This is a genomic window from Winogradskyella sp., assembly GCF_013042245.1.
Classification (GTDB): domain Bacteria; phylum Bacteroidota; class Bacteroidia; order Flavobacteriales; family Flavobacteriaceae; genus Winogradskyella.
The window spans coordinates 1-26,318 of the sequence record NZ_JABDQL010000107.1 but is presented as its reverse complement, the minus strand read 5'-3'; the positions used below and the strand labels follow the sequence as shown (position 1 = coordinate 26,318).

General features: G+C 34.2%; 21 protein-coding genes and 1 tRNA gene. 14 read left to right on the top strand and 8 right to left on the bottom strand.

Going from position 1 to position 26,318, the window contains the following annotated elements; all coding sequences use genetic code 11:
- Positions 1-326: 326 nt before the first annotated feature.
- The 7 genes from groL to miaB form a co-directional block, all read right to left on the bottom strand.
- Positions 327-1,958: a chaperonin GroEL gene (gene groL, locus HKP48_RS08615; protein ID WP_296344865.1), complete on the bottom strand. Its 1,632-nt coding sequence runs from the start codon at positions 1,956-1,958 to the stop codon at positions 327-329.
- Positions 1,959-2,059: 101 nt separating this feature from the next.
- Positions 2,060-2,335, bottom strand: a complete 276-nt coding sequence (locus HKP48_RS08610; protein ID WP_296344863.1) for a co-chaperone GroES — start codon at positions 2,333-2,335, stop codon at positions 2,060-2,062.
- A 179-nt stretch (positions 2,336-2,514) separates the two neighbouring features.
- A complete protein-coding gene (gene secG / locus HKP48_RS08605; RefSeq protein ID WP_296344861.1) occupies positions 2,515-2,856 on the bottom strand; it encodes a preprotein translocase subunit SecG in 342 nt (113 codons plus the stop codon).
- Entirely contained in the window at positions 2,849-3,703 is an 855-nt protein-coding gene (locus HKP48_RS08600; RefSeq protein WP_296344858.1) for a hypothetical protein, read from the bottom strand. Before HKP48_RS08600 ends, secG begins: the two co-directional genes overlap by 8 nt.
- Before the next feature lies 1 nt (position 3,704).
- Entirely contained in the window at positions 3,705-4,208 is a 504-nt protein-coding gene (locus HKP48_RS08595; protein ID WP_296344856.1) for an LptE family protein, read from the bottom strand.
- Between the two features lie 28 nt (positions 4,209-4,236).
- Positions 4,237-5,508: a sigma-54 dependent transcriptional regulator gene (locus HKP48_RS08590; protein WP_296344854.1), complete on the bottom strand. Its 1,272-nt coding sequence runs from the start codon at positions 5,506-5,508 to the stop codon at positions 4,237-4,239.
- Position 5,509: 1 nt separating this feature from the next.
- Positions 5,510-6,958: a tRNA (N6-isopentenyl adenosine(37)-C2)-methylthiotransferase MiaB gene (gene miaB, locus HKP48_RS08585; RefSeq protein ID WP_296344853.1), complete on the bottom strand. Its 1,449-nt coding sequence runs from the start codon at positions 6,956-6,958 to the stop codon at positions 5,510-5,512.
- A 209-nt stretch (positions 6,959-7,167) separates the two neighbouring features.
- Between miaB and topA the strand changes: the two genes are divergently transcribed.
- The 7 genes from topA (at position 7,168) to HKP48_RS08550 (ending at position 16,771) form a co-directional block, all read left to right on the top strand.
- Entirely contained in the window at positions 7,168-9,681 is a 2,514-nt protein-coding gene (topA, locus tag HKP48_RS08580; protein ID WP_296344851.1) for a type I DNA topoisomerase, read from the top strand.
- A gap of 7 nt (positions 9,682-9,688) precedes the next feature.
- Positions 9,689-10,855: a formimidoylglutamase gene (locus tag HKP48_RS08575; RefSeq protein ID WP_296344850.1), complete on the top strand. Its 1,167-nt coding sequence runs from the start codon at positions 9,689-9,691 to the stop codon at positions 10,853-10,855.
- 158 nt (positions 10,856-11,013) lie between these two features.
- Positions 11,014-12,363, top strand: coding sequence for a gliding motility lipoprotein GldK (gene gldK, locus HKP48_RS08570; RefSeq protein WP_296344847.1), 1,350 nt, complete (start codon positions 11,014-11,016; stop codon positions 12,361-12,363).
- 68 nt (positions 12,364-12,431) lie between these two features.
- Positions 12,432-13,064, top strand: a complete 633-nt coding sequence (gene gldL, locus HKP48_RS08565; RefSeq protein ID WP_296344845.1) for a gliding motility protein GldL — start codon at positions 12,432-12,434, stop codon at positions 13,062-13,064.
- A gap of 43 nt (positions 13,065-13,107) precedes the next feature.
- Positions 13,108-14,682 carry a gliding motility protein GldM gene (gene gldM, locus HKP48_RS08560; RefSeq protein ID WP_296344844.1) on the top strand — a complete coding sequence of 525 codons (1,575 nt, stop codon included), beginning with the start codon at positions 13,108-13,110 and terminating at the stop codon, positions 14,680-14,682.
- Between the two features lie 45 nt (positions 14,683-14,727).
- Positions 14,728-15,627 carry a gliding motility protein GldN gene (gene gldN, locus HKP48_RS08555; protein ID WP_296344842.1) on the top strand — a complete coding sequence of 300 codons (900 nt, stop codon included), beginning with the start codon at positions 14,728-14,730 and terminating at the stop codon, positions 15,625-15,627.
- Positions 15,628-15,724: 97 nt separating this feature from the next.
- Complete coding sequence (locus HKP48_RS08550) at positions 15,725-16,771, top strand: FAD-binding oxidoreductase (protein ID WP_296344840.1); 1,047 nt, start codon at positions 15,725-15,727, stop codon at positions 16,769-16,771.
- Here the strand turns inward: HKP48_RS08550 and HKP48_RS08545 are convergent.
- Entirely contained in the window at positions 16,768-17,172 is a 405-nt protein-coding gene (locus HKP48_RS08545; RefSeq protein WP_296344838.1) for a DUF983 domain-containing protein, read from the bottom strand. The two genes, HKP48_RS08550 and HKP48_RS08545, sit on opposite strands and share 4 nt — an antisense overlap.
- Positions 17,173-17,283: 111 nt before the next feature.
- Here HKP48_RS08545 and HKP48_RS08540 point away from each other — a divergent pair, with 111 nt between their 5' ends.
- The 7 genes from HKP48_RS08540 (at position 17,284) to HKP48_RS08510 (ending at position 26,205) form a co-directional block, all read left to right on the top strand.
- Positions 17,284-19,203 carry an ATP-binding cassette domain-containing protein gene (locus HKP48_RS08540; protein WP_296344836.1) on the top strand — a complete coding sequence of 640 codons (1,920 nt, stop codon included), beginning with the start codon at positions 17,284-17,286 and terminating at the stop codon, positions 19,201-19,203.
- Positions 19,204-19,266: 63 nt separating this feature from the next.
- Positions 19,267-20,400 (top strand): HlyD family efflux transporter periplasmic adaptor subunit, encoded by a 1,134-nt coding sequence (locus tag HKP48_RS08535; protein ID WP_296344834.1) that lies wholly within the window; start codon positions 19,267-19,269, stop codon positions 20,398-20,400.
- Positions 20,401-20,402: 2 nt separating this feature from the next.
- Positions 20,403-23,684: an efflux RND transporter permease subunit gene (locus tag HKP48_RS08530; RefSeq protein ID WP_296344832.1), complete on the top strand. Its 3,282-nt coding sequence runs from the start codon at positions 20,403-20,405 to the stop codon at positions 23,682-23,684.
- Position 23,685: 1 nt separating this feature from the next.
- Entirely contained in the window at positions 23,686-25,014 is a 1,329-nt protein-coding gene (locus HKP48_RS08525; protein WP_296344831.1) for a TolC family protein, read from the top strand.
- A 12-nt stretch (positions 25,015-25,026) separates the two neighbouring features.
- On the top strand, positions 25,027-25,209 hold the full coding sequence (locus tag HKP48_RS08520; RefSeq protein ID WP_296344828.1) for a CPXCG motif-containing cysteine-rich protein: 183 nt from the start codon (positions 25,027-25,029) through the stop codon (positions 25,207-25,209).
- Positions 25,210-25,438: 229 nt separating this feature from the next.
- A complete protein-coding gene (locus HKP48_RS08515; protein WP_296344825.1) occupies positions 25,439-25,825 on the top strand; it encodes a hypothetical protein in 387 nt (128 codons plus the stop codon).
- 307 nt (positions 25,826-26,132) lie between these two features.
- Positions 26,133-26,205: transfer RNA gene (locus tag HKP48_RS08510), tRNA-Met, on the top strand.
- The last annotated feature ends 113 nt before the right edge of the window (positions 26,206-26,318 follow it).

Here is a 26,318-nt window from a genome sequence, read left to right as displayed (position 1 = left end):
TGGAAAATGCCTATTAGAAATTGGGGAATCATTTTAAACCAATTTTTAGCTATATTTGAAAACAGAATTAAACTATGAAAAAGCTAATCCTGTAAATTTTACTTACACACTTCGCGGGAAAGTGTCGCATTTCTAAAAACATTAACAGATACCAGTGTTAATACTGAAGTAAAATGGAGTGATCCTTTTTAGTTTACTTCAATATATAAAGCTATAATTCAAAAAAAAAGCCCTTGATTTAATAATCAAGGGCTTTTCAATTTTTTTGTAATTTTTATCAAAGAGAATCACGCAAGAGTGAATTCTTTGCCTGTCCGTGCTACGGACTACATCATGCCTGGCATTCCGCCACCACCCATTGGAGGCATTGCAGGAGCATCTTCTTTAATGTCTACTAAAGCACATTCAGTAGTTAAAATCATTCCAGCTACAGAAGCTGCATTTTCTAATGCAATACGTGTTACTTTTTTAGGGTCAATAATTCCAGCTTTAAGCATGTCTACGTAATCTTCAGATTTAGCATCGTAACCAAAATCTTTCTTACCTTCTAATACTTTATTGATAACCACAGAGCCTTCACCACCAGCATTTTCAACAATAGTTCTTAGAGGAGATTCAATTGCTTTATTTACAATTTGTACACCAGTAGTTTCGTCTAGATTATCAGTAGTGATTTTTTCTAATGTTTTTTTAGTTCTAACTAAAGCAACACCACCACCAGCAACAATACCTTCTTCTACAGCAGCACGCGTTGCATGAAGTGCATCATCCACTCGGTCTTTCTTTTCCTTCATTTCTACTTCAGAAGCAGCACCAACATACAGTACAGCCACACCACCAGCTAGTTTAGCTAAGCGTTCTTGTAACTTTTCTCTGTCATAGTCAGAGGTTGTCGTTTCTATTTGTGCTTTTATTTGGTTTACACGGGCTTTGATATCAGAAGATTTTCCTTCGCCATTTACAATTGTAGTATTGTCTTTGTCAATCATTACAGATTCCGCAGTGCCTAACATTGAAAGGTCGGCATTCTCTAAAGAGAAACCGCGTTCTTCAGAAATAACAATACCTCCAGTTAAGATAGCGATATCTTCTAACATTGCTTTACGACGATCACCAAAACCAGGTGCTTTAACAGCAGCAATTTTTAATCCACCACGTAGTTTATTAACAACTAATGTTGCTAACGCTTGTCCTTCAACATCTTCTGCAATAATTAATAACGGACGACCTGATTGTGCAACTGGTTCTAAGATTGGAAGGATTTCCTGTAAATTAGAAATCTTTTTATCGAATAATAAAATATATGGATTTTCTAAATCAGCAATCATTTTATCAGAGTCAGTTACAAAGTACGGTGATAAATAACCACGGTCAAACTGCATACCTTCAACAACATCTACATAAGTATCTGTTCCTTTTGCTTCTTCCACAGTGATAACACCTTCTTTTCCAACTTTACCAAAAGCTTTAGCAATTAACTCTCCAATAGTATTATCGTTATTAGCAGAAATAGATGCTACTTGTTCAATTTTCTCCGAAGAATTCCCTACTTTTTCAGCCTGTTTCTCTAGGTCTTTAACGATTGATTTTACGGCTTTATCTATACCGCGTTTTAAATCCATTGGGTTTGCGCCAGCAGCAACATTCTTTAAGCCTTCTTTTACAATAGCTTGTGCTAAAACTGTTGCTGTCGTTGTTCCGTCACCAGCTAAATCGTTGGTTTTTGATGCAACTTCTTTTACCATTTGCGCTCCCATGTTTTCAAGCTCGTCTTCGAGTTCGATTTCTTTTGCCACAGAAACACCGTCTTTAGTGACTTGTGGTGCACCAAATGATTTGCCAATAATGACATTACGTCCTTTAGGGCCTAAAGTTACTTTTACTGCATTTGCTAATGCATCGACGCCACGCTTTAGTCCGTCACGTGCTTCAATATCAAATTTTATGTCTTTTGCCATTTTTTTAAGTTTTACTGTTAGCTAGAAACCGTTGTCTCTAAGCTAAAATGTTAGTTTTTTTTTAATTGGCTAAAGGCTAAAAGCCATTAGCTAAGTACAATTTAGATGATTGCAAGGATATCGCTTTCACGCATCATTAAGTAATCCTTACCTTCTAATTTAAGTTCAGTTCCGCCGTATTTTCCATATAAAACGGTGTTGCCAACCTTCACGGTTAAAGGTTCATCTTTTTTACCATTACCTACGGCAACAACAGTTCCTTTTTGAGGTTTTTCTTTTGCGTTATCTGGGATAATAATTCCAGAAGCCGTTTTAGTTTCAGCAGCTGATGGTTCTACAAGAACTCGGTCTGCTAAAGGTTTAATGTTTAAAGCCATTTTTTATAATTTGTTTAAGTTAATTAATACGTGTTATGATATGAACTAACATATCAACATCCTGTCGATGTTCGAAAATTATGCCAAGTCTCATTGACTGACAAAGTTGCAGAGCAATGGTTCAGAAAATAGAAAAGCCAACTTTTCAGTTGGCTTTTCAATATTATAAGATGAGTAGATTAGTTGTCACTATCTGTGTTTGTCTGGTCTGTAGTCGCAGGAGGTGTTATTGGTTGTTGTGTCGTTTCTTCAGCATCTAATGCTTTAGAATCACTAATACCGCCAGCACCTTCAATTGTAATATTTGACAATAAGATTAGTGCAATTAAAAGTGTTGCTAAGAACCAAGTACTTTTATCTAAAAAGTCTCCAGTTTTTTTCACACCACCTAATTGTTGTGTGCCACCACCACCGAAAGAAGATGATAAACCACCACCTTTAGGATTTTGAACCATTATAACTACGACTAGTAAAAATGCAACTAGTACGATTAGTATTAAAAATATTGTAAACTTAGTCATTGTTTATTTTATTACGTTCTCTTAATTCTTTTACTGCTTTTATTTGGTCTGCAAAGAAAGTACTTTTTTCTGGATATTTCAAACTTAAAATTCTGTAAGATTGAATCGCTTTTTCATAGCTTTTTTGCTCAACATAGATTCGCGCCAAAGTCTCAGTCATTAAACTGTCATCAGAACTTTCTTCATCTTTTATAAGCTTTGGTTTCGGCGTATATGTTGTTGGTTTTATTTTTGGATTTTCTGTGATAAACTTATCGATAGTATCAAGTTTGTTCGTCAAAGGTGCTTCATTTTTTTCTGGTGTATCTCTATTAATTGGCTTAAAGCTTGTAATTTTTAACCATTCTGAAAACGAATGTGTTTCGTTGGGATTAAATTCTAAAGGTTTTCCTAATTGAAGTTTTTCCTCTAATTTTTTGTGCTTCTTTTGTTCTTCTTTTTGTTTGAAAAGATTTGGGTCTAAAACACCTTTGGTAGCTTCAACTTGTTTTTTTAGTGCATCGTCTATGGTAACACTTCGATCTATTGAAATGTCATCTATACTATTAACTTCTATACTTTTTATGTACTCAGAATTTTGCTTTATCTGAGCTGAAATTTCATTTTGATTGAAAACTTCGGAAGTAATAAAATCAAATAAAATACTTCTATCTGTTGTATGTGCAACGGTAATTTTTAAGGCATTATTGTACTTAAAACAGTCCTTGTTTTTTAAGGCTTTAAGATATAATGCATGTGCAGGTTGAAAATACGGATAGGTGTCTACTAATTTTTTTAGTTTTTCTATTTGCTCAGAACGCAAGGTTGCTGGATGCTGCAATATGGGTGTGAGTTCTCTTAATTCCATATTACCAATCGGCTAAGGCTCTCTGAAAAATATCTTGGGTGAGCCGTTCAAAAATAGCTTCCCAAGCCGTATCACGTTGACTACCAGTTAGAAGTTCGCTGCCTTCATAATCAAAGAAGAATGAAAAACGTTCTTCAAAATTCTTTTCTTCTACTAAGTTATTATAATACCTCACGTTGACACCAATCGTAAGTCTATTTTGGGCAGCTCTATTGTTTGCTGTTGCTGTTGTAGGGCTAATGCGGTATTCCACAATTTCGCCCTCAAAAACTAAATCACCACCAGAATTTACTAAACTAAGATTTGTCTGGTTCTGCATTAAGTCCTGTAGCGCATTGGTAAATTCAAAATCTAACTGTGGTTCAATAAGTGGTGCGTTATTTTGAAAGAAGTTTACTTGAAATGTTTCTGCATCACCAGTATCACCACCTGTAAAAGAATAAATACCACAAGTTGTAAGGCTTAAGAAAAGAATTGTAATACAGGCATATCGTACTAATTTCATGTGTTCAGTTTTTGATAAAACGGATAATTTATAAATCATATTGTTTTATCTTTCGGTATAATGTTCGTTCGCTAATGCCTAGCTCAGCAGCAGCTAATTTACGTTTTCCGTTGTGACGTTCAAGCGATTTTTTTATTAATTCGAGTTCTTTGTCTTGAAGTGAAAGTGTCTCCTCTTCTTCAATTTCTTCTGCAAAGTGATATTTGTCTTCGGTATCAATAATAGGTTTGGAAACCTCTTCTTTATGTTCTGGAATGGTGAGAACAGGTAGTTCTTCTATCATTTCTTCAAAATCTTCAGAGTCATCATTACCGTATATTTTCTGAATCAATCCTTCATTATCTTTTTCAACATCTGATGTATTTCCAGATTTCATCAATTCCATTGTGAGTTTTTTGAGGTCATTCAAATCACTTTTCATGTCAAATAAGACCTTATATAAAATCTCACGCTCGTTGCTAAAATCGCTTTCAGCTTTGGTATTATTAACTACGGCTGGTAAATTTTGTCCAGCTCCAGTTGGTAAATAATTTTTTAAAGTTTGCGCATTGATGGCTCTATTTTTTTCTAAAACAGAAACTTGTTCAGCAACATTTCTTAGTTGGCGTATATTTCCGTTCCAACGGTAGCTTATTAATAATTGTACAGCGTCGTCAGATAGTTTTACTGTCGGCATTTTATATTTTAATGCAAAGTCACTTGCAAATTTCCTGAACAATAAGTGAATATCGTCTTTACGTTCACGAAGTGCAGGTAAATTGATTTCTATAGTGCTTAAACGATAGTATAAGTCTTCACGAAATTTTTCTTTCTTAATAGCTTCAAACATATTTACGTTTGTCGCTGCAACTATTCTTACATCTGTTTTTTGAACTTTACTTGAGCCTACTTTTATATACTCGCCATTTTCTAAAACACGAAGCAAACGAACTTGTGTAGTTAATGGTAATTCTCCAACTTCATCTAAAAATATGGTACCGCCATCGGCCACTTCAAAATACCCAGAACGTGTTTGGGCGGCTCCAGTAAAAGCGCCCTTTTCGTGCCCAAATAATTCACTATCTATTGTGCCTTCAGGAATAGCACCACAATTGACAGCAATATATTTGCCATGCTTACGGTGCGAAAGTTGGTGTATGATTTTTGGAATACTTTCTTTACCAACACCACTCTCACCAGTAACTAAAATAGATATGTCTGTTGGTGCCACCTGTATCGCTTTTTCTATAGCACGGTTAAGTTTGGCATCATTACCAATAATCCCGAAGCGTTGTTTTATGGCTTGTATTGATGATTCCATATTAATTGTTATCTGAGTAACCAACAGCCTGACCAATTAGGGTCGCAGAAGTACAATCTGTAATTTTTACATTTACAAAGTCTCCTACTTTATAATGCTCCTTTGGAAATACAGCCACAGTGTTTTGAGAGTTACGTCCCATCCAATGTGCATCTGATTTCTTTGAAGATTTTTCGATTAATATCTCTTGAGTCTTTCCTAAGTTTTGTTGTGTTCTATAATGACTGTGTTTGCGTTGTAAGGCTTGGATTTCATTTAATCTCCGCTGCTTTACATCTGCAGGAACATCGTCTTCCATCTTACGCCCAGCTAATGTTCCGGGACGTTCAGAGTAGGCAAACATAAATCCAAAATCGTACTTTACATATTGCATTAAGCTCAGAGTATCTTGGTGGTCTTCTTCAGTTTCTGTTGGGAAACCAGCAATCATGTCTTGACTAATAGCTACGTCAGGTATGATACTTCGTATATTATCTATAAGCTCAAAATAGTCTTCGCGGGTGTGCAAACGATTCATTTCTTTTAAAATACGGTTGCTTCCGCTTTGCACAGGAAGATGAACATAATTACAGATATTTCTGTGTTTTGCCATAGTTTCAATGACATCCAAGGTCATATCCTGAGGATTAGATGTAGAGAAACGGAAACGCATTTTTGGTTGTGCCTTTGCACACATATCTAATAAGTTAGCAAAATTGACAGCAGTTGCTTTTTGTATGTCTGTAGCCTTATCAAAATCCTTTTTCAATCCTCCGCCGTACCATAAATAGCTGTCTACGTTTTGACCTAAAAGCGTAACTTCTTTAAATCCTTTATTCACTAAATCCTTTATTTCTTCTATAATTGATTGTGGCTCACGACTACGTTCACGACCTCTTGTAAAAGGTACCACGCAGAATGTACACATGTTATCACATCCACGCGTTATAGAAACAAATGCAGTAACACCGTTACTATTTAACCTAACTGGTGCGACATCACCATAGGTTTCGTCTTTGGATAGAATAACGTTAATAGCATTACGACCTTCGTCAACTTCACTAACAAGGTTTGGTAAATCTTTGTAAGCATCTGGGCCAACTACCAAGTCTACCATCTTTTCTTCTTCAAGAAACTTACTTTTTAAACGCTCAGCCATGCACCCCAAAACACCAATTTTCATTTTTGGGTTTTTATTTTTCTTTACGGCATTGTATTTTTCTAAACGTTTACGAACAGTTTGTTCCGCTTTATCTCTAATAGAGCAGGTATTTACTAAAACCAAATCTGCTTCTTCGAGATTTTTAGTAGTATTAAAACCTTCTTTAGTTAGTATAGAGGCTACAATCTCACTATCACTAAAATTCATTTGGCAACCGTAGCTTTCAATAAAAAGCTTACGCGTATTACCGTCTTTATGTTCTAGGATGAGATTTTCACCTTGTTTATTCTCGTCTATTATTTTTTCCATATGCAGTATTCTGTGAGCAGAATAGTTCCTTTATTATGTTGTCAATAAGCATGCAAAGATAGTATTAATTTTAGTTTTATGACAAGATGGCAGTAGGAATTCAGATAAAAAAACACGTTAAAAACTATTAAAAAACAAGCCGAATTAAAACCAGATTAGGATTGTAATTTTTTTTTGGTATACCTTTGTTCTCTCAAATAAAAGATATAATGCCGAAGAATTTAGTCATAGTCGAGTCGCCTGCAAAGGCAAAAACCATAGAGAAATTTCTAGGAAAAGACTATAAAGTTGAATCCAGTTTTGGTCACATTGCCGACCTACCTTCAAAAGAGTTAGGAGTTGATGTAGAAGGAGATTTTATGCCTAAATATAAAGTTTCTAAAGACAAAAAAGATGTTGTAAAAAAGCTTAAGGACTTGGCAAAGAAAGCCGATATGGTTTGGTTGGCTAGTGATGAGGACCGTGAGGGAGAGGCTATAGCTTGGCATTTAGCAGAAACACTAGGGTTAGATATTGAAAAGACTAAGCGTATTGTCTTTCATGAGATTACAAAAAGCGCAATACAAAAAGCGATTGAAAATCCACGTAATATAGATTATAATTTAGTAGATGCGCAGCAAGCACGTCGTGTTTTAGACAGAATTGTAGGTTACGAGTTGTCACCAGTTTTATGGCGAAAAGTTAAAGGAGGTTTATCTGCTGGTCGTGTGCAATCTGTCTCAGTGCGCTTGATTGTTGAGCGTGAAAGAGATATCCAAAATTTTAATACTGAAGCTTCTTACAGGGTTGATGCTGAATTTAAAACTGTAGATGGTTCTACCCTTAAGGCAAAACTGCCTAAGAATTTTACTTCAGAAGAGGAAGCATTAAAATTTCTAAAGAATAATATAGGTGCTGATTATGAGGTTGCCGACTTACAAAAAAAGCCAGCAAAAAAATCACCAGCACCACCATTTACAACTTCAACTTTACAACAAGAAGCTTCTCGTAAATTAGGTTTTTCTGTGAGTCGTACTATGAGTAACGCTCAACGTCTGTACGAATCTGGTCTTATTACTTATATGAGAACGGATAGTGTTAATTTATCTGAAGAAGCCAAAAAAGGAGCAGAAAATGAAATTGTAACAGCTTATGGTTCAGAATTTAGTAAGCCACGTAATTATAAAGGAAAATCAAAAGGTGCACAAGAAGCCCACGAAGCTATTCGTCCTACGAATTTTGCAAGCCATACAGTGAATGCTGAGCGTGACCAAGCTCGTTTGTACGAATTAATTTGGAAACGTGCCATTGCATCTCAAATGAGTGAAGCAAAATTAGAGCGCACTAATCTTAAAATTCAGGTTAATTCATCAAATAATGTATCTGAGCAATTTACAGCCAATGGAGAAATCATCACTTTTGAAGGATTTTTGAAAGTGTATCTCGAAGGTACCGATGATGAAGATGCTGAGCAAGAAGGTATTCTTCCTGACTTAAAAATCGGAGAACAACTTCATAATAATTATATCACAGCAACTGAACGTTTTACAAGACCACCTTCTAGATTCACAGAGGCATCCTTAGTAAAAAAACTTGAAGAATTAGGTATTGGAAGACCGTCAACTTATGCGCCGACAATATCTACAATTCAGAATAGAAATTACATAGAGAAAGGCGCTAATGAAGGTGATGAGCGTAGCTATAAGCAATTGGTTTTTGAAGGAGAAGTAATTAAAGAAAGTCAACTTTCCGAAGTCACGGGTTCTAACAAAGGGAAATTGGTTCCTACAGATATTGGAATAATTGTTACTGATTTTTTAGTCAATCATTTTGAAAGTATACTCGATTATAACTTCACAGCTAAAGTAGAAGAAAGCTTTGATGATATCGCAGAAGGGAAAGAAGACTGGCGCGTGATGATGAAAGATTTCTACAAAGGGTTTCATCCTCAAGTAGAAGATGTAAAGGAAAATGCAGAGCGTGAATCTGGGGAACGTATTTTAGGCACAGACCCAGAAAGTGGAAGACAAGTAAGTGTGCGCTTAGGCAAGTTTGGCCCTATGGTACAAATGGGAACTGTTGACGATGAAGAAAAACCAAAGTTTGCCAGTTTAGCACCAGACCAACAATTAGGTTCTATTACCTATGAGGAGGCTATGGACTTATTCAAGCTTCCAAAAGCACTAGGGCATTATAAAGAAGATGAGGTTGAGGTTAATATCGGTCGCTTTGGACCTTATGTGCGGTTTGGTAAAAAATTCGTATCGTTACCAAAAGGGGTAGACCCATTAAGTGTGGACTATGATGAAGCACTTATATATATTAAGGAGAAAGAAAAAGCCGATGCGCCTATCTATAATTACCAAGGTATGGATGTGCAAAAAGGAAAAGGACGTTTTGGACCATTTATAAAATGGAACAATATGTTTATAAATGTAAATAAAAAATACGATTGGGATAATTTATCTGAAGATGATATCGTTACTTTGATTGAGGAAAAAATCCAAAAAGAAAAGGATAAACTCATCCACGTTTGGGAAGAAGAAGGTATTCGCGTTGAGAAAGCACGTTGGGGAAGGCACAATGTAATAAAAGGTAAGCAAAAAGTAGAATTGCCAAAAACTAAAGATGTCTCAAAAATGACGCTTGAAGAAGCACAAGCCATTTTAGAAAAGAACGCACCAAAGAAAAAGAAAGCGACCAAGCGAAAGACAACTAAAAAGAAAGCGACCACAAAAAAGTAAATCATAGATGAATTTTAATTTTCTCTCTCCAGTTTCAGATTCAGTACTAGCACATTGCGAATTATTATCTCAACAAACTATAGGAAAGAAAGTTAAAATACATTCTGAGCAGCATGGTATTCCAGATATTGATAACGTGCAGTTAGCTATAATTGGTGTCAAAGAAAACCGAAATGATGTTAATTACATCGGCGCAGAGCTCAACTTTGATGATGTAAGAAAGACACTTTACAGTTTATTTCCTGGGAATTGGGCTACAATAATTGCTGATTTAGGAGACATCAATTCTGGGGAATCCGTAGAAGATAGCTATTTTGCCTTAAGAACAGTAGTAGAAGTTTTAGTGGAGAAAAAAATCATTCCTATTATTATAGGTGGAAGTCAAGACTTAACCTATGCCAATTATAGGGCTTACGATAATCTTCAGCCTATGGTTAATATCGTTAACATTGATACTAACTTTGACTTAGGCGACGTATCGCAACCCATAAAGAATAATAGTTATTTTGGAAAAATTATTCTAGAAGAACCTTACAACTTATTTAATTACTCTACAATTGGTTATCAGACCTATTTTAATTCACAAGAAGAAATTGATTTAATGGATCGTCTCTATTTCGAAGCCTATCGTTTAGGAGAAGTTTCAAATAACATTAATAGTGTTGAACCTATTTTGCGAGATGCACATATTGTTACCGTAGATTTAAAATCAGTAAGAGCAGCCGAAGTAGGTGAGCGTCTTAAGTTTACACCAAATGGATTAGATGGTAAAGAAATTTGTGCAATCACAAGATATGCGGGTATAAGTAATAAAGTTTCCTCTTTCGGAATTTATGAATACCATTATGCCCCAAAAGATACTATTACTTCCATGCTTATGGCACAAATGATCTGGTACTTTATAGAAGGTGTAAATTGTAGAGTTAAAGATGATGATTTTATAAACTCTGATAACTATCTAAAATACAATGTCCTTATAGATAATGAGGAGCTTATTTTCTTTAAAAGTATTAAGACAGGACGCTGGTGGATAGAAATCCCTTTTTTAGCAAATCTTAATAATAAATTAAAAAAGCATACGTTATTACCATGCGCACATGAAGATTATGTGGCTGCAACAGAAGGTAAGCTTCCAGAAAGATGGTATAAAGCTTACAGAAAGAATAACTTTTAAAAAGCACATTTTATCGATGTCATACGGATTTTTATCGACGAAATGCAATTTTTTAAGGACGAAATGCAAAAAAAAATTAAAAAAAGTTGTTTTTTCCGATTAATTAAAATATGTTTACCATCACAAAATTTAGGACTACCAATTTAAACTATAGTTTTATGAAAATTAATAAGCTTGTTTTACTAATCACAGTGTTGGCTTTTATGGTTAGCTGTAACTCTGGAGATCGCGGACAAGTTGTCGGCGTAAAAGGTAAACGATGGCACCCCGAGAAGCCCTATGGAATGACATTAATTCCAGGAGGAGCTTTCATTATGGGCAAATCAGATGATGATTTAGCAGGCATACAAGATGCACCAACTAAAACAGCAACAGTACGAGCATTCTATATGGATGAAACTGAAATTACTAATAATGAGTATAGACAGTTTGTAGAAGATGTTAGAAATAACATCATTAGAAAAAATCTTGCTGAAATGGCTGATTTAGAAGGTAAAGTTCCTGGTAATGGAGATATAGGAGAGTTTGCTTATCAAGATTCTGACACCATAGATTTAAATCCTTACCAAAAATATATGCTCAATACTTATGGTAATGAGCAACGTCAATTAAATACTGAAATAGATTTATATATTGATACTGAAGATTTTCCAGACGAGTTATATGCTGAGGTTATGGATGGTATGTATCTACCATTAGAAGAATCGTACAATGGTCAACGTTCTTGGGATGTATCTCAGTTTATTTTTAAATATTCTGAAATGGATATCCAAGCAGCTGCTAAATATCGTGATCTCAAACGCTCTGATGTTATAGAGCAAAAAGAGATTATGATATATCCTGATACAACAGTATGGATACGTGATTTTGCTTACTCATATAATGAGCCTATGCATAACGATTACTTTTGGCATGAAGCTTATGGAGATTATCCTGTAGTAGGTGTGTCTTGGGATCAGGCAAAAGCATTTTGTCAATGGAGAACTATTTACCATAATAAATATCAAAAAAGCAAGAAAAAGCAACCTGTAAATATCTATAGACTACCTAATGAAGCTGAGTGGGAATATGCTGCACGCGGAGGACTACAAGGTGCTACATTTCCTTGGGGTAATAATTACACACTTAACGATAGAGGATGCTTTATGGCAAACTTTAAACCATTAAGAGGAGATTATGCTGCTGATCAAGCATTATATACTGTAGAAGCGGATGCATACGAGCCTAATGACTTTAACTTATACAATATGGCAGGTAATGTGTCAGAATGGGTTAACAGTTCTTATTCTACATCTTCTTACGAGTTTATGTCTAGTATTAGCCCAAGTGTTAATGATAAAAATAACCAACGAAAAGTGGTTAGAGGAGGTTCGTGGAAAGACGTAGCTTATTACTTAGAAGTGAGTTCTAGAGATTACGAATATGCAGATTCTGCAAGAAGTTACATTGGCTTCAGAACAGTACAAGATTATATGGGTACTGAAGTTACTAAGAATGCAAAAAAATAAATAAATACTAAAACTATAAAATAACCTACCGATTGGGCGTAAACTCAAACAAACTTAAAAATAAAATTATGGCACAAAAAGGAAAACTTACGGTAACAAACTTCATATATGGAATGGGAGCAGCAGTAGTAATTGTTGGCGCATTATTCAAAATTCAAAACTGGCCTTATGGTGGCCTTCTACTAACCATAGGTATGATTGTAGAAGCAGGTGTATTTGCTTGGTCAGCTTTTGAGAGACAAGAAAATGATTTAGATTGGTCATTAGTATACCCAGAATTAGAAGGTGGTATGACTAAAGCCAAAAAATCAAAAGAAGAACCTAAAGATGCTGAAGGTATTTTGTCTAAAAAATTAGACAACCTTCTTAAAGAAGCTAATATTGATAGTGAATTATTTAATAGTCTTGGAGATAGCATTAAGAACTTTGAAGGTGCTGCAAGAAATTTAAATCCTACTGTTGATTCTATGCAAGCTCAGAAAAAATATAGCGAAGAAATGTCTTTAGCAGCAGCTCAAATGGAATCATTAAACAGCCTGTACAAAGTACAAATGGAAAGTGCTAATCGTCAGGCGGCTATTAATGAAGAAGCTGTTGAAAATGCATCAAAACTCAAAGAGCAAATGCAGTCATTAGCATCTAATTTGTCATCATTAAATGGCGTTTATGGAGGTATGCTTTCTGCAATGAACAAGAACTAATTAGTTTTTAAGTATAACTTATAAATAACTAAAAAAACTAATTATGGCAGGACAAGGAAAAATATCTGCAAGGCAGAAAATGATTAACTTAATGTACCTTGTGTTTATTGCAATTATGGCAATGACAGTAGCTCCAGAGGTTTTATCAGCTTTCGGGTTGATGGAAGAAAAATTTGAGAAGGCTAACGAGGTAACTACAGATATGAACGCTAAACTTTTAGCCAATTTAAAGACTAAAGGTAAAGAAAATCCGAAAGAATTTGCAGCGGCAGGAGTTAAAGCTGAGCAAGTAAGTATTGCGTCAGATAAATTTTACAGATTTATTGAAGAGCAAAAGAAGGATATCATAAGAATGGGTGGTTACGAAGTAGATGAAGTTACAGGAAGATTGCCTTTTGAGAAGATGAAAAAAGGTGATAAGCTTGATGAAAAGTGGTTTACTGGAGATCGTCTAACTAAAGAGGGTGATAAGGTAATAAACGCAATCAAACAATACAAAAAAGAGATAAAAGACATTTTAGGTGTTGACCAATTTTACAATAAGTTCATTGAAAATTTTGAGAAAAAATTTGATATTTCTGAAGTTAAGGACAGTGAAGGTGTAACTAAACAATGGTTAGATTATCACTTTAAAGGCTTTCCATCAATAGCATCATATACAAAACTAACCGCAATTCAAAATGATGTTAAAGTGACACAAGCTGACTTGAATAACTTATTTTTAGGAAATGCAGCTGTAGAAGCTACATCTTTAGATAAGTATAAGGCTATCGTTTTAGCCGATAAATCAGCTTTTTTTGCTGGCGAAAAATTTCAAGGTAGAGTTGTTATTGGTAAGTATGCAAATGTGCCACCAACAGCCCTTGAAGTTAACGGGAAAAAATATGATGTATCCAAAGTAATTGATTCTACTGGTGCAGCTCGTTTGGATTTTAATGTTGGAAATGTAGGAGAACACACAATAGAAGGTAAATTCACATTTTTAGAAAATGGAAAAGAATTAGAAATTCCAATTATTGATGCCAATTATGTTGTGGTACCAAAGCCAAATTCAGCAACAATTTCTGCAGATAAGATGAATGTAGTATATCGTGGGGTATCAAATCCAATGACGATTTCATTTGCAGGTGTTCCAGATAATAAAGTTAAAGCTTCTGCATCTGGTTTATCTGGTTCTAACGGAAAGTATGTAATGAAACCCCAGTCAGGTAGAGAAGTTACTATAAACGTAACAGGCACTTTAGATGATGGTTCTCCTGTAAGAGATAGTAAGTTGTTTAGAATTAAAGATTTGCCAAAACCATTAGGTTCGTTTAATGGGCAACAGGGTAACGCTAAATTACCAAGAAATAATGTGGAAATTGGAAAAATATCGGCGGATTTCGGAGATGATTTTGACTTTAAATTACCACTGAATGTAGTGTCTTTTACAATGAAAGTACCAGGTAAACCATCTGTAAACTGTACGGGCAATAGATTAAACTCTTCTGCAAAAAGTGCACTTAGGTCTGCTAGACGTGGAGATTTAGTGCAGTTTATCAATATCAAGGCGAAAGCTCAAGGAAGTTCTATAAGAATTAAAACAGTTACGCCTGTAGTTATTGAATTGGCAAACTAGACAGATTTAGTTTAAAGAATAGCTTCAAAATAAAAAAGATTTAAAATGAAAATAAAGCAATTAATACTAACAACTCTAGGAGTATTTACTATTACAGGTATGTTTGCACAAGCAAATATCCTTAATGCAAAAATCCCAGAAGAAATAGGTATAAAAACTGAAGAGCAGTTGCTTTTAGACAATGATGAGCCTTTAGAGTATGGTTACGTAGATGATAGAGATCGTTTGTATTCTAAGATGACTTGGGAAAAAATTGTATTGGATGAGCGAGTTAACTTTCCGCTATACTACCCTGTAGACACCAATAATATAGGTCCAGACCGTCGTGCTTTATTTCATGTATTATGGAAGGCTGTTAAATCTGGAGATATTCCAAGAGTCTATGCAGATTCTTATTTTTTTCAAGAGCGTACTTTTGAAGAACTCTCACAATCAATGCAAAAAATTGATACCTTAGATATAGGTTACGATCAGTTTAATGCGGATGGTTATGTAGATCCAGAATATATTACAAAAAGAGATATCGAAGCTTATGATATTAAGTCGTATTTATTAAAAGGTCTTTGGTATTTTGATAAGCGTCAAGGCGAGATGAAGTATCGACTTTTAGCGATAGGTCCAGCAGCACCAGATATCAATTATATTGATTCTGATGATGAAGCAAATAATGAACCTGTTCCATTGTTTTGGGTTTTTTATCCCGAAGCTCGAGGTATTTTACATGAGGCAAAAGCATTTAATAATAAGAATAGTGCAATGCCAATATCATTTGATCATATCTTGAATTCAAGACGTTTCAATGGCTACATGTACAAAGAAGAAAATGTATATGGAGATCGCGAAGTCAAGGATTACATCAAAGACAATGCATTAATGCAGTTGATGGAGTCTCAACGAATTAAAGATAAGATTCGAAACTTTGAACAAGACATGTGGAATTATTAAAGCCACACTCATAAATACAAAACGCCTACTTAAAAAGTAGGCGTTTTTGTTTGTAATAACCTTAAAGAAAACTAATCTTTTTAATAGCTTTGTCTCAATGAAAAACGTAGATTATATTGTCGTTGGGTGCGGACTTGCAAGCATTTCGTTTTGCGAAGTATTAAAGGCCTACAAAAAAACATTTATTGTTTTTGATGATGCTTCTCAAACATCATCGATTGTGGCAGCAGGATTATATAATCCGGTTGTTCTAAAGCGATTTTCAAAAGTTTGGAAAGCAAAGACACAACTAGATATCGCATTACCATCTTATGCTAATATTGAGACTGAATTAGATACTAAAATCGATTATCAACATGCTATATTTAGAAGACTAAATTCAATTGAAGAACAAAATCTTTGGTTTACAGCTGCTGATAAACCTGCTTTAGAGCCTTTTATGTCCACTAAAATAAAGAAGAACAAAAATCCGTATATCAATGCTCCTTTTGGGTTGGGAGAAGTTTTAAATGCAGGAAGAGTAGATACCAAGCATCTTATTTCAGTTTATAAAGCTGATTTAAAATCAAACAATAACCTTATTGAAAAACGCTTTAATCACAACGCGCTTCAAATTTTAGAAAATGAACTAATATATGAAGATATTAAAGCAAAGCATATCGTATTTGCTGAAGGCTACGGTGTTAAACAGAATCCATATTTTAAACATGTACCATTAAACGGTACCAAAGGTGAAGTCCTAACTATTAAAGCTCCAGATTTAAAATTGAATACTGCAGTAAAGTCTTCCGTTTTTGTAATCTCAATAGGTAATGATTTGTATAGAGTTGGTGCTACTTATGAAGGCTTAGATAAAACTAATATACCTACAGCAAAAGCACGAGAAGAGTTAATTTCAAAATTGAAAACCTTTGTGAATTGTGATTTTGAAGTGGTAAATCATAAAGCAGGAATACGTCCAACGGTAAAAGATAGAAGACCTTTAGTGGGTAAACATTTAGAATATGAAAACCTATATGTTTTAAACGGATTAGGAAGTCGAGGCGTTATGATTGGTCCTTATGTTGCGCAGAAGCTTTTCAATTTAATTGAAAATAACGAGCCACTAGATAAAGAAATAGATATTGACCGTTTTGCGCACTAGTCGTTTTCCTTCTTTTTGATTTTGCTAGCCAACTCTTTATCGTAACTCATAAAAAGATTAATCCAAATATTACGAGATAGTCGCATAATTATTGGCATAAAAGCTATGAGCGTCACAATTATAGCTACAAATGCAGCCATTAGACTAGATTCTAAAATAACAAAACTTACAATAAAAGCCACAACAGCAAAAGCGATACCTACGCCGTAACTCACATACATAGAGCCATAAAAAAATGAAGGCTCCATACGATAACGCGTATTGCAATGTGAGCAGTGGTCATGTATTTTTATAACATCGGTTAACTTATATGGATTCTTTTCTACATACATGGATTCTTGATGACATTTTGGGCAGGCACCAAACAAAATGCTATAAAGTTTCATTCCTTTTCTAATCATAGCTAAAAACTCTTACTTTTGCGTTTTTTAAGACAATGCAAAGATAATTTTTTAGACCAACAGCATTGTAACAATTGTAACCTTTGTTATAATTATAAGACACAAAGACCTATGCTCAATATCCATAACCTTTCTATAGCTTTTCAAGGCGAATACCTTTTTGAAGACATCACTTTCAAATTAGGAAACGGAGATCGTATAGGACTCATTGGTAAGAATGGAGCAGGAAAATCTACTATGCTCAGAATCTTATCTAAGGAGCAAGAGGCAAACACAGGACAAATTGCAGCAGATAAAGATTTAAAAATTGGGTTCTTAAAGCAGGATATTGATTTTGATTTTGGGAAAACAGTACTTGAGGAATCTTATGAAGCTTTCAAAGAAATAAAGGCTTGCGAAAAACAACTTGAAGACATTAACACCCAATTAGCTGAGCGTACTGATTATGAAAGTGAATCATACAACCAGTTAATGATAGATTTAAATGAAATTCAGCACCAATACGAAATATTGGGGGGTTACAATTATCAAGGCGAAACTGAAAAAATTCTTCAGGGTCTAGGTTTTAAACGTGAAGATTTCAATAAACTCACAGACACCTTTTCAGGAGGTTGGCGCATGAGAATCGAGTTAGCAAAACTGCTACTTCAGAATAACGATTTGTTACTTCTAGATGAGCCTACAAACCACTTAGACATCGAGTCTATTATTTGGTTAGAAAACTTTTTGAAAAACTATTCAGGAGCTGTGGTCATTGTATCTCACGATAAAATGTTTTTAGATAATGTGACTAATCGTACCATTGAAATTTCCTTAGGGCGTATTTACGATTACAACAAACCATACACAAAGTTTTTAGCCCTTCGGGAAGAAATAAAAACGCAACAACTCGCCACACAAAAGAACCAGGAAAAACAAATTCAGCAAACGGAGAAGCTGATTGAAAAATTTCGAGCAAAAGCATCCAAAGCTACTATGGCGCAATCGCTAATTAAAAAATTAGAGCGTATGGATAGAATAGAAGTTGATGAAGAAGATAATGCCGTGATGTCTCTTAATTTCCCTGTTTCAGTTACCCCAGGAAAAGTAGTCGTAGAGGTGGAAAATGCATCTAAACATTATGGCGATTTGCAAGTTCTTCATAATGTGAGTATGACCATTCCTCGGGATATAAAAACAGCTTTTGTAGGTCAGAATGGTCAAGGAAAATCTACTTTGGCAAAAATTATCGTTGGTGAAATTGAACATCAAGGTAATTTGTCTCTTGGACATAATGTGCAAATCGGATATTTTGCTCAAAATCAAGCAGAGTATCTCGACGGAAACAAAACTGTTCTAGATACAATGATAGATGCTGCTAACGAAACTAATCGTTCTAAAGTTCGAGACATCTTGGGTTCTTTTCTTTTTAGAGGTGAAGAGGCAGACAAATATGTACGTGTTCTCTCTGGTGGTGAGCGTAACCGTTTAGCTTTAGCAAAATTATTGTTACAACCGCTCAACGTACTCATCATGGATGAGCCTACAAATCATCTAGATATTAAATCTAAAAACGTACTGAAGGAAGCTCTAAAAAAGTTTGAGGGAACTTTAATTTTAGTATCTCACGATAGAGATTTTTTACAAGGCTTAACAGAAACGATTTACGAATTTAAAGACCAGAAAGTAAAGCAATATTTAGGCGATATTGACTTTTATTTAGAGCAACGTAATCTTGAAAATTTAAGGGAGGCTGAAAAACGTACTGTGATTGCTAAAGATGAAAAATCAATAAACAATAAGCAAAGTTACCAAGACCAAAAGAAGTTAAAGTCTCTAAACAACAAGCTGAGTAATATTGAGTCTAAAATCAATATATTAGAAAAAGATATTAAGACTGATGATTTGCAATTAGCAACTAACTATGATGAAACCGCAGCAAGCCCTGAATTCTTTGATAACTACCAAAGCAAAAAGCAAAAGCTGGAAAAACTCATGGAAGATTGGGAGAACGTACAAGAATCCATAGATGCACTAAATTTTAACAATTAAGATTATTTTAACTCCCACGCTTTGGGTTATGGGTAAATTTGTACTCTAAATTAACCATCACAAATGCGAAATATTATTCTGTCTATATTAGGTATTCTGCTTATAGTAGGCGCTTACTTTATAGGAAAAGAAATCAGCAATAGTAAAAAGAAACAGAGACCAGCTCCTGAGAAAGTCATTAAAACTGTATTCACAGATACGGTACAAAATGGTACTGTACAAATTATAATTCCTGCAAACGGAAACCTAGTTGCTAAGAGGCGTATAGAATTATATTCTGAAGTTCAGGGAGTTTTTAAATCAGGCAGAAAATTATTTAGACCAGGTCAAGAATATCGTAAAGGAGAAGTTTTAATTCCCATAGACGCTGCTGAACATTATGCAAATGTACAAGCTTCCAAAAGTTTACTGTACAATGCTATTGCGGCTATTATGCCAGATTTAAGACTTGATTTTCCTGAAGTTTTTCAGAAGTGGCAAAATTACCTTAATACTTTTGATATGGATAAAACCACACCAAAGCTACCAGAAATGACTTCAGAAAAAGAGAACTACTTTATTACAGGTCGCGGTATAGTTTCAAGTTATTATAATGTAAATAATTTAGAACAGCGTCTAGTTAAATTTAATATAAGAGCACCTTTTACTGGTATAATTACCGAAGCTTTGGTTACTGAAGGTTCCTTGATACGAAACGGACAAAAATTAGGAGAATATATAGACCCAACAACTTACGAAATGGAAGTAGCTTTGAGTAAAACCTTCGCTAACCTTTTAAAAGTAGGAGAAACGGTTCAGCTTAATAATTTAGAAAAGACCCAAGAATTTACAGGAACAGTTTCTCGTATAAATGGAAGTATAGATGCAACAACGCAAACCATAACAGCTTACATAGAAGTCAAAGACAAATCCTTAAAAGAAGGTATGTATCTCGAAGCAAATCTTAATGCAAAATCGGAACCCGAAGCTATTGAAATTAATAGAAGTTTAGTTTTAGATGGGAATCAAATTTTTGTGATTAGAGACAATATCTTGGATGTTATAGATGTAACACCTGTATATTTTTCTGATGCTAAGGCTGTAATTAAGGGCGTTCCAAATGGAACAATAATGTTATCCAGGCCTGTTCCTGGAGCTTATGCTGGTATGGCAGTAAAGCCTTATAGCTCTAAATCAGATAAAAAGACTACTAAGTAATCATGAGAAAAATAGTCGCATATTTTATTAGGCATAGTGTAGCTGTCAATGTGGTGGTTTTTGCTTTTATCATCTTCGGTTTGTTTGGTGCTTCAAAATTGAAATCGTCATTCTTTCCGTTGACAGACTCAAAAAACATTAGTATTAATGTGACTTACCCTGGAGCTTCTCCTCAAGAAGTCGAAGAAGGTATTGTACTCAAGATTGAAGATAATCTAAAAGGACTCAATGGTGTTGAGCGTGTTACGTCTACATCTAGAGAAAATAGTGGAAATATAAATGTAGAGATTGAAAAAGGAAAAGACATAGATTTTATGTTGCTCGAGGTAAAAAACGCTGTAGATCGTGTGCCATCTTTTCCTGTGGGTATGGAGCCTTTAATTGTTGCAAAACAAGAGGCGTTACGGCCAACAATAACATTTTCAATTAGTGGTAAAAAAATACCATTGGCTACATTAAAACAAATAGGGCGTCAGGTTGAAAATGATTTGCGTGGTATTGACGGTATATCTCAAATTCAAATTTCTGGTTATCCTCAAGAAGAGATTGAGATTGCTGTTAATGAAACTAGTCTGTTGGCTTACGATTTAACTTTTGCCGAAGTTGCTCAAGTGGTTAATCAAGCTAGTCTTATTACCACCGGCGGAACCATAAAAACTGATGCTGAAGAATATTTGATAAGAGCTAATAATAGGTCGTACTATGCAGAAGGATTATCAAATTTAATAGTAAAATCAGACCCTTCAGGACGAAAGATTCAACTTAAAGATATTGCTAAAGTAAGAGATCAATTTTCTGAAACACCGAATGCAAACTATTATGATGGAGATTTGTCAATTAATGTAACCATTACTAGTACAAATACAGAAGATTTAATTTCATCAGCAGATAAGACCAAAGCCTATATTGAAGAGTTTAATCTAAAATATGATAATGTAGAGCTTAATGTTGTTCGTGATTTATCTAAAACGCTTGTACAGCGTACAGAGTTATTGACTGAAAATGCTATTATTGGTATGCTCTTGGTGCTTACATTTCTTTCATTATTTCTAAATACACGTTTGGCATTTTGGGTAGCCTTCGGTTTGCCTATTTCATTTTTAGGAATGTTTATGTTAGCTGGATATTTTAATGTTACTATTAATGTTTTGTCATTATTTGGGATGATAATTGTTATTGGTATTTTGGTTGATGATGGAATTGTTATTGCCGAAAACATCTATCAACAATACGAAAAAGGAAAATCACCGGAGCAAGCTGCTATAGATGGTGTTATGGAAGTATTACCAGCTATAGTTTCTGCCATTTTAACAACAATCCTAGCGTTTAGTATCTTCTTATTTTTGGACGGACGTATAGGCGAATTTTTTGGAGAAGTTTCCGTAATTGTTTTACTAACACTAACTGTTTCTCTTATCGAAGCCTTAGTAATTTTACCTGCGCATTTAGCGCACTCCAAAGCATTGAGAGCACAAACAAAAAAACCAAAATCGGGTATCGTTGGTTTTTTTCAGAAAGTATTTTCAAAATTAAGATACATCAATAAGTTTGGTGATAAAATTATGCGATGGTCTAGAGATAAAATGTACAGTCCTACTCTACGTTTTGCATTGAAAAATAAGTTTTTTTCAGTAGCCTTGTTTATTGTTTTTTCCATACTAACAGTTTCTAGTATACAAGGAGGGATTATTAGAGTTTCTTTTTTTCCACAGATAGCAAGTGATCAAGTCGCTATAAATCTTAATATGCCTAATGGTACTAACGAAAAAGTAACCGACAGCATAATTTCTTTTATTGAGAAAAAAGCCATTGCTGTTACTAAAGAAATTAATGACGAATATCTTGGCGAAGATTCCGAAAAGTACTTAGTAGAAAATATCATAAAAACAATTGGTCCAGGTTCTGCTACTGCACAATTAAGTATCAATTTATTACCTGGAGAAGAGCGACCTAATGAGATTACTACAAGTTTAGTAGCCAATAGAATAAGAGAACATGTTGGGCCAGTTTTTGGAGCTGAAAGTTTAGTTTATGGTGGTGGTAGAAATTTTGGAGGAAACCCAGTTTCTGTGTCACTATTAGGAAATAATATTGCTGAATTAAAAGCGGTAAAAGCAGAACTAAAGCAAAATCTTGAGAATAATATCTTATTAAAAGATGTTAAGGATAACGACCCTGTAGGTATAAAAGAAATTCGTTTAAAACTTAAGGAAAGTGCTTACGCTTTAGGCTTAGATTTAAGAGCAGTAATGCAACAAGTGCGTTCTGCATTTTTTGGAGCGCAAGCGCAACGTTTTCAAAGAGGTCAGGATGAAATTAGAGTTTGGGTAAGATATAATAGAGAAGACCGTTCATCTATTAATAACTTAGACGATATGCGAATCAGTACACCAGACGGTAATCGCATACCTCTTAAAGAAATTGCAACTTATACTATAGTTAGAGGAGATGTAGCAATTAATCATTTAGAAGGTCGCCGTGAAATTCAAATTTCAGCAGACATAAAAGACCCAAAAAAAACAAGTTCTACGGATGTAATGGCTGAAATTAAAAACGAAATCATGCCCGAGATTTTATCAAGATATCCTACAGTAACACCCTCTTATGAAGGGCAAAATAGAGAACGTCTTAAGCTTACAAATTCACTTGGACCTGTTGGTATAGTGGTAATTGCTTTAATTTACATTGTCATTGCTTTTACATTTAGAAGTTACAGCCAGCCTTTAATATTACTGCTTTTAATTCCCCTAAGTCTGCCAGCAGTAGCTTGGGGACATTGGATTCATGATTTTTCTTTAAATATCTTATCCCTTTTAGGGATTATTGCCTTGATTGGTATTATGGTCAATGACGGTTTGGTACTTATAGGTAAGTTCAATAATAATCTTAAAGAAGGTATGACCTTTGATGATGCACTTTATGAGGCAGGTCGTTCGCGTTTTAGAGCTATATTTTTGACCTCATTAACCACCATAGCAGGATTAGCACCATTAATTTTTGAAGAAAGTCGACAAGCTCAATTTCTTATTCCAATGGCAGTTTCTATTGCTTACGGTATCGGATTTGCGACCATACTTACCCTTATAGTTTTACCAATATTTTTGTCTTTTAGCAATTTTATAAAGCAACAAGCAAAATGGTTGTATACAAATAAAAAAGTGTCTAAAGAAGAAGTAGAACGTGCTATTAAAGAACAAACGGAAGGTAAATATCTGGAGAATTTACATGCTAAAGATTTAAGAATACCTGAGAATAATAATACTATACAAAGCTTAACCGAATAAAATGAAAACCTTCTATAAAAAAATATTAGTATTCATTTCTATAACATTTATAGCTACTAACACTTTTTCTCAAGAGGTTATAAAACCTTCTGATGCTATAGCATTAGCTTTAGAGCACAACTACGGTATTCAAATTGCTAAGAATAATGTTGAAGTAGCAGCTAATAATAAAAACATACTAAACTCCGGTTATTTACCAACGCTTGCAGGTAATGCTGGTGGAAGTATAGACAGACAAGATGCAGAAGGGCAATTGGCAAACGGTGATGTTCGTGTTGCAGAAGGTGCAGAGACCAGACGTTATAATGCTTCAATAAGTTTGAATTACACGCTTTTTGACGGGCTAGGTAGATATTATGATTATAAGCGTTTAAAACAAGAATATAATTTAACCGAACTTCAGGCTAGAGAAACTATTGAGAATACAACCATACAGTTACTTACAATTTATTATAATATCGCTCAAGAGAGCGAAAATTTTAAGTCACTTAAAGAAACTTTAAAAATATCTAAAGACCGCTTAACGCGAAGCGAATATCAATTCGACTACGGACAAAATACTAAGCTAGATGTTTTAAACGCAGAGGTTGATATTAATAACGATAGTATTAGTATTATTAATGCGAGACAAAATTTAATTAACTTTAAACGTGATTTAAACTTAGTTACAGGAAATAAAATTACGAATCTATTTGAAGTTGATACTACTATCATATTTTTAATGCAGTTAGATAAAGAAGAATTGAGAAATAAAGTTTTTGAGAATAATGTAACCTTAATTCAGAATGAAAAAAATATAGCCATTAATGAGTTTACCTTAAAAGCTAATAAATCTGGTTATTTACCAACAATAGGACTTACAGGAAGCTACGGTTGGAATGAGTCTACAAACAACAGTCCACTAGCTTTTGTTCTTCAAAACACAAGCACTAATGTTTCTGTAGGTATCAACCTTACATGGAATTTGTTTGATGGAGGTACAACAATAACTCGCGTAAAAAATGCACGTATTAATCTTGAAAATCAAAAACTTCAGAAAGAACAGTTAAGACAAGAAGTAGAGCGGAATTTTAATAATACTTGGGATGATTACCAGAATAAATTAAGAATCTACGAGGTACAAGAAGATAATATAAAAACTGCTAAAAATAATTTTGAACGTACCGAGGAAAAATTCAAATTAGGGCAAGTTACCTCTATTGAATTTAGGCAGGCACAACTCAATCTTCTAAATGCCGAACTAAGCCGAAATCAAGCAAAATATCAAGCAAAATTAGCTGAGGTTTTAGTGCTTCAAGTCAGTGGAGAACTTTTAAATGTTGAATTTTAATATCTTACAATAATGGAAGAGTATTTTTTTCAATGTCCGCATTGTTGGGAAGAAATATCAATGTTAATAGATGTCTCAGAAACCCAACAAACGTACATCGAAGATTGTGAAGTATGTTGTAATCCCATTCAAATTAATGCTGTAACAGATGGCACCTCTGTGAGCTATTTAGACGCTTCGAGTATTGAGCAATAAATATTGGGTTTTTCTAAAAAGTGCATTTTATAGAAAATATCTAGTATTTCAACGGCTAAACTGAAATATTTTCTACATTTAAGATGTTAAGAAGATTCCCTCTCCCAAATCAACCTAAATAAGAAAAAGTTTTACATTTTCTTATCGTGTATACTTATATCAGCTATCTTATACGCAAACGTATCAGATGCTCAAAAAAAAGCGCTTACTGATCTATATAATTCTACAGATGGTGACAACTGGAAAAAAAAGCGGGGATTTAACTACACCAGTAAGCAATTGGTATGGTGTTACAATAGAAAATGATAATGTTATAGCTATTAAGCTAATGTTTAATAATTTTTCTGGTGAAATTCCAGATGAAATCGGAGAGTTGACAAAACTTGAAAATTTAACCTTGAGTAGCAACCAGCTTACAGGAAAGTTACCAGCTAGTATTTCAAATTTTAGTAACTTAAGAACATTAAGTATATTTGGTTACAGGCTATTTGGTGCTATTCCTAATAATATAGGAAATTTGTCTAATTTAGAAGAACTCATTTTGGCAAATAAGAGTTTTTATGGGCAGTTGCCAAACAGTATTACAAAATTAGATAATCTAAATACTTTATTTTAGTCCAACAATAACTTTTCATGTAATTATGACAATATTATATCAGAATTACCAAATATTGAAAACTTTGAGATAGACGAAGCTAATACCAAAGGGATATTAGCTACTTTTGACGAAGAAGTAGGTGATAATTAGAAAAGAAAATCAATACATAAAGACATATTAATAGCCTTTAAATTTTTGAAGGTTATTTTTTTAAATATGCTTTTCTAAGTTAAAAAAAGTATTATCTTTGCAATCCTCTTAAACGACAGAGTTGGTATTATGAGCCGAATAAGTTAGAAGCTAATCTAAAGTTTAAGTTATAAATCGCGGGATAGAGCAGTAGGTAGCTCGTCGGGCTCATAACCCGAAGGTCACTGGTTCGAGTCCAGTTCCCGCTACTATAAGAAGTCTTAACTTAATTGTTGAGACTTTTTTTGTTTTGAAAACGAAAACACAAAGGACGAGAAGTTTATGCTGAGCGCAGTCGAAGTAAGTCCAGTTCCCGCTACTA

Coding starts and splice junctions, on each gene's coding strand:
- HKP48_RS08610 (WP_296344863.1), bottom strand. CDS start 2,335: ATGGCTTTAAACATTAAACCTTTAGCAGACCGAGTTCTTGTAGAACCA.
- gldM (WP_296344844.1), top strand. CDS start 13,108: ATGGCAGGACAAGGAAAAATATCTGCAAGGCAGAAAATGATTAACTTA.
- secG (WP_296344861.1), bottom strand. CDS start 2,856: ATGACTAAGTTTACAATATTTTTAATACTAATCGTACTAGTTGCATTT.
- HKP48_RS08540 (WP_296344836.1), top strand. CDS start 17,284: ATGCTCAATATCCATAACCTTTCTATAGCTTTTCAAGGCGAATACCTT.
- HKP48_RS08515 (WP_296344825.1), top strand. CDS start 25,439: ATGGTGACAACTGGAAAAAAAAGCGGGGATTTAACTACACCAGTAAGC.
- HKP48_RS08575 (WP_296344850.1), top strand. CDS start 9,689: ATGAATTTTAATTTTCTCTCTCCAGTTTCAGATTCAGTACTAGCACAT.
- HKP48_RS08535 (WP_296344834.1), top strand. CDS start 19,267: ATGCGAAATATTATTCTGTCTATATTAGGTATTCTGCTTATAGTAGGC.
- HKP48_RS08520 (WP_296344828.1), top strand. CDS start 25,027: ATGGAAGAGTATTTTTTTCAATGTCCGCATTGTTGGGAAGAAATATCA.
- topA (WP_296344851.1), top strand. CDS start 7,168: ATGCCGAAGAATTTAGTCATAGTCGAGTCGCCTGCAAAGGCAAAAACC.
- HKP48_RS08525 (WP_296344831.1), top strand. CDS start 23,686: ATGAAAACCTTCTATAAAAAAATATTAGTATTCATTTCTATAACATTT.
- HKP48_RS08600 (WP_296344858.1), bottom strand. CDS start 3,703: ATGGAATTAAGAGAACTCACACCCATATTGCAGCATCCAGCAACCTTG.
- HKP48_RS08545 (WP_296344838.1), bottom strand. CDS start 17,172: ATGATTAGAAAAGGAATGAAACTTTATAGCATTTTGTTTGGTGCCTGC.
- groL (WP_296344865.1), bottom strand. CDS start 1,958: ATGGCAAAAGACATAAAATTTGATATTGAAGCACGTGACGGACTAAAG.
- gldL (WP_296344845.1), top strand. CDS start 12,432: ATGGCACAAAAAGGAAAACTTACGGTAACAAACTTCATATATGGAATG.
- gldN (WP_296344842.1), top strand. CDS start 14,728: ATGAAAATAAAGCAATTAATACTAACAACTCTAGGAGTATTTACTATT.
- HKP48_RS08590 (WP_296344854.1), bottom strand. CDS start 5,508: ATGGAATCATCAATACAAGCCATAAAACAACGCTTCGGGATTATTGGT.
- HKP48_RS08530 (WP_296344832.1), top strand. CDS start 20,403: ATGAGAAAAATAGTCGCATATTTTATTAGGCATAGTGTAGCTGTCAAT.
- miaB (WP_296344853.1), bottom strand. CDS start 6,958: ATGGAAAAAATAATAGACGAGAATAAACAAGGTGAAAATCTCATCCTA.
- HKP48_RS08595 (WP_296344856.1), bottom strand. CDS start 4,208: ATGAAATTAGTACGATATGCCTGTATTACAATTCTTTTCTTAAGCCTT.
- HKP48_RS08550 (WP_296344840.1), top strand. CDS start 15,725: ATGAAAAACGTAGATTATATTGTCGTTGGGTGCGGACTTGCAAGCATT.
- gldK (WP_296344847.1), top strand. CDS start 11,014: ATGAAAATTAATAAGCTTGTTTTACTAATCACAGTGTTGGCTTTTATG.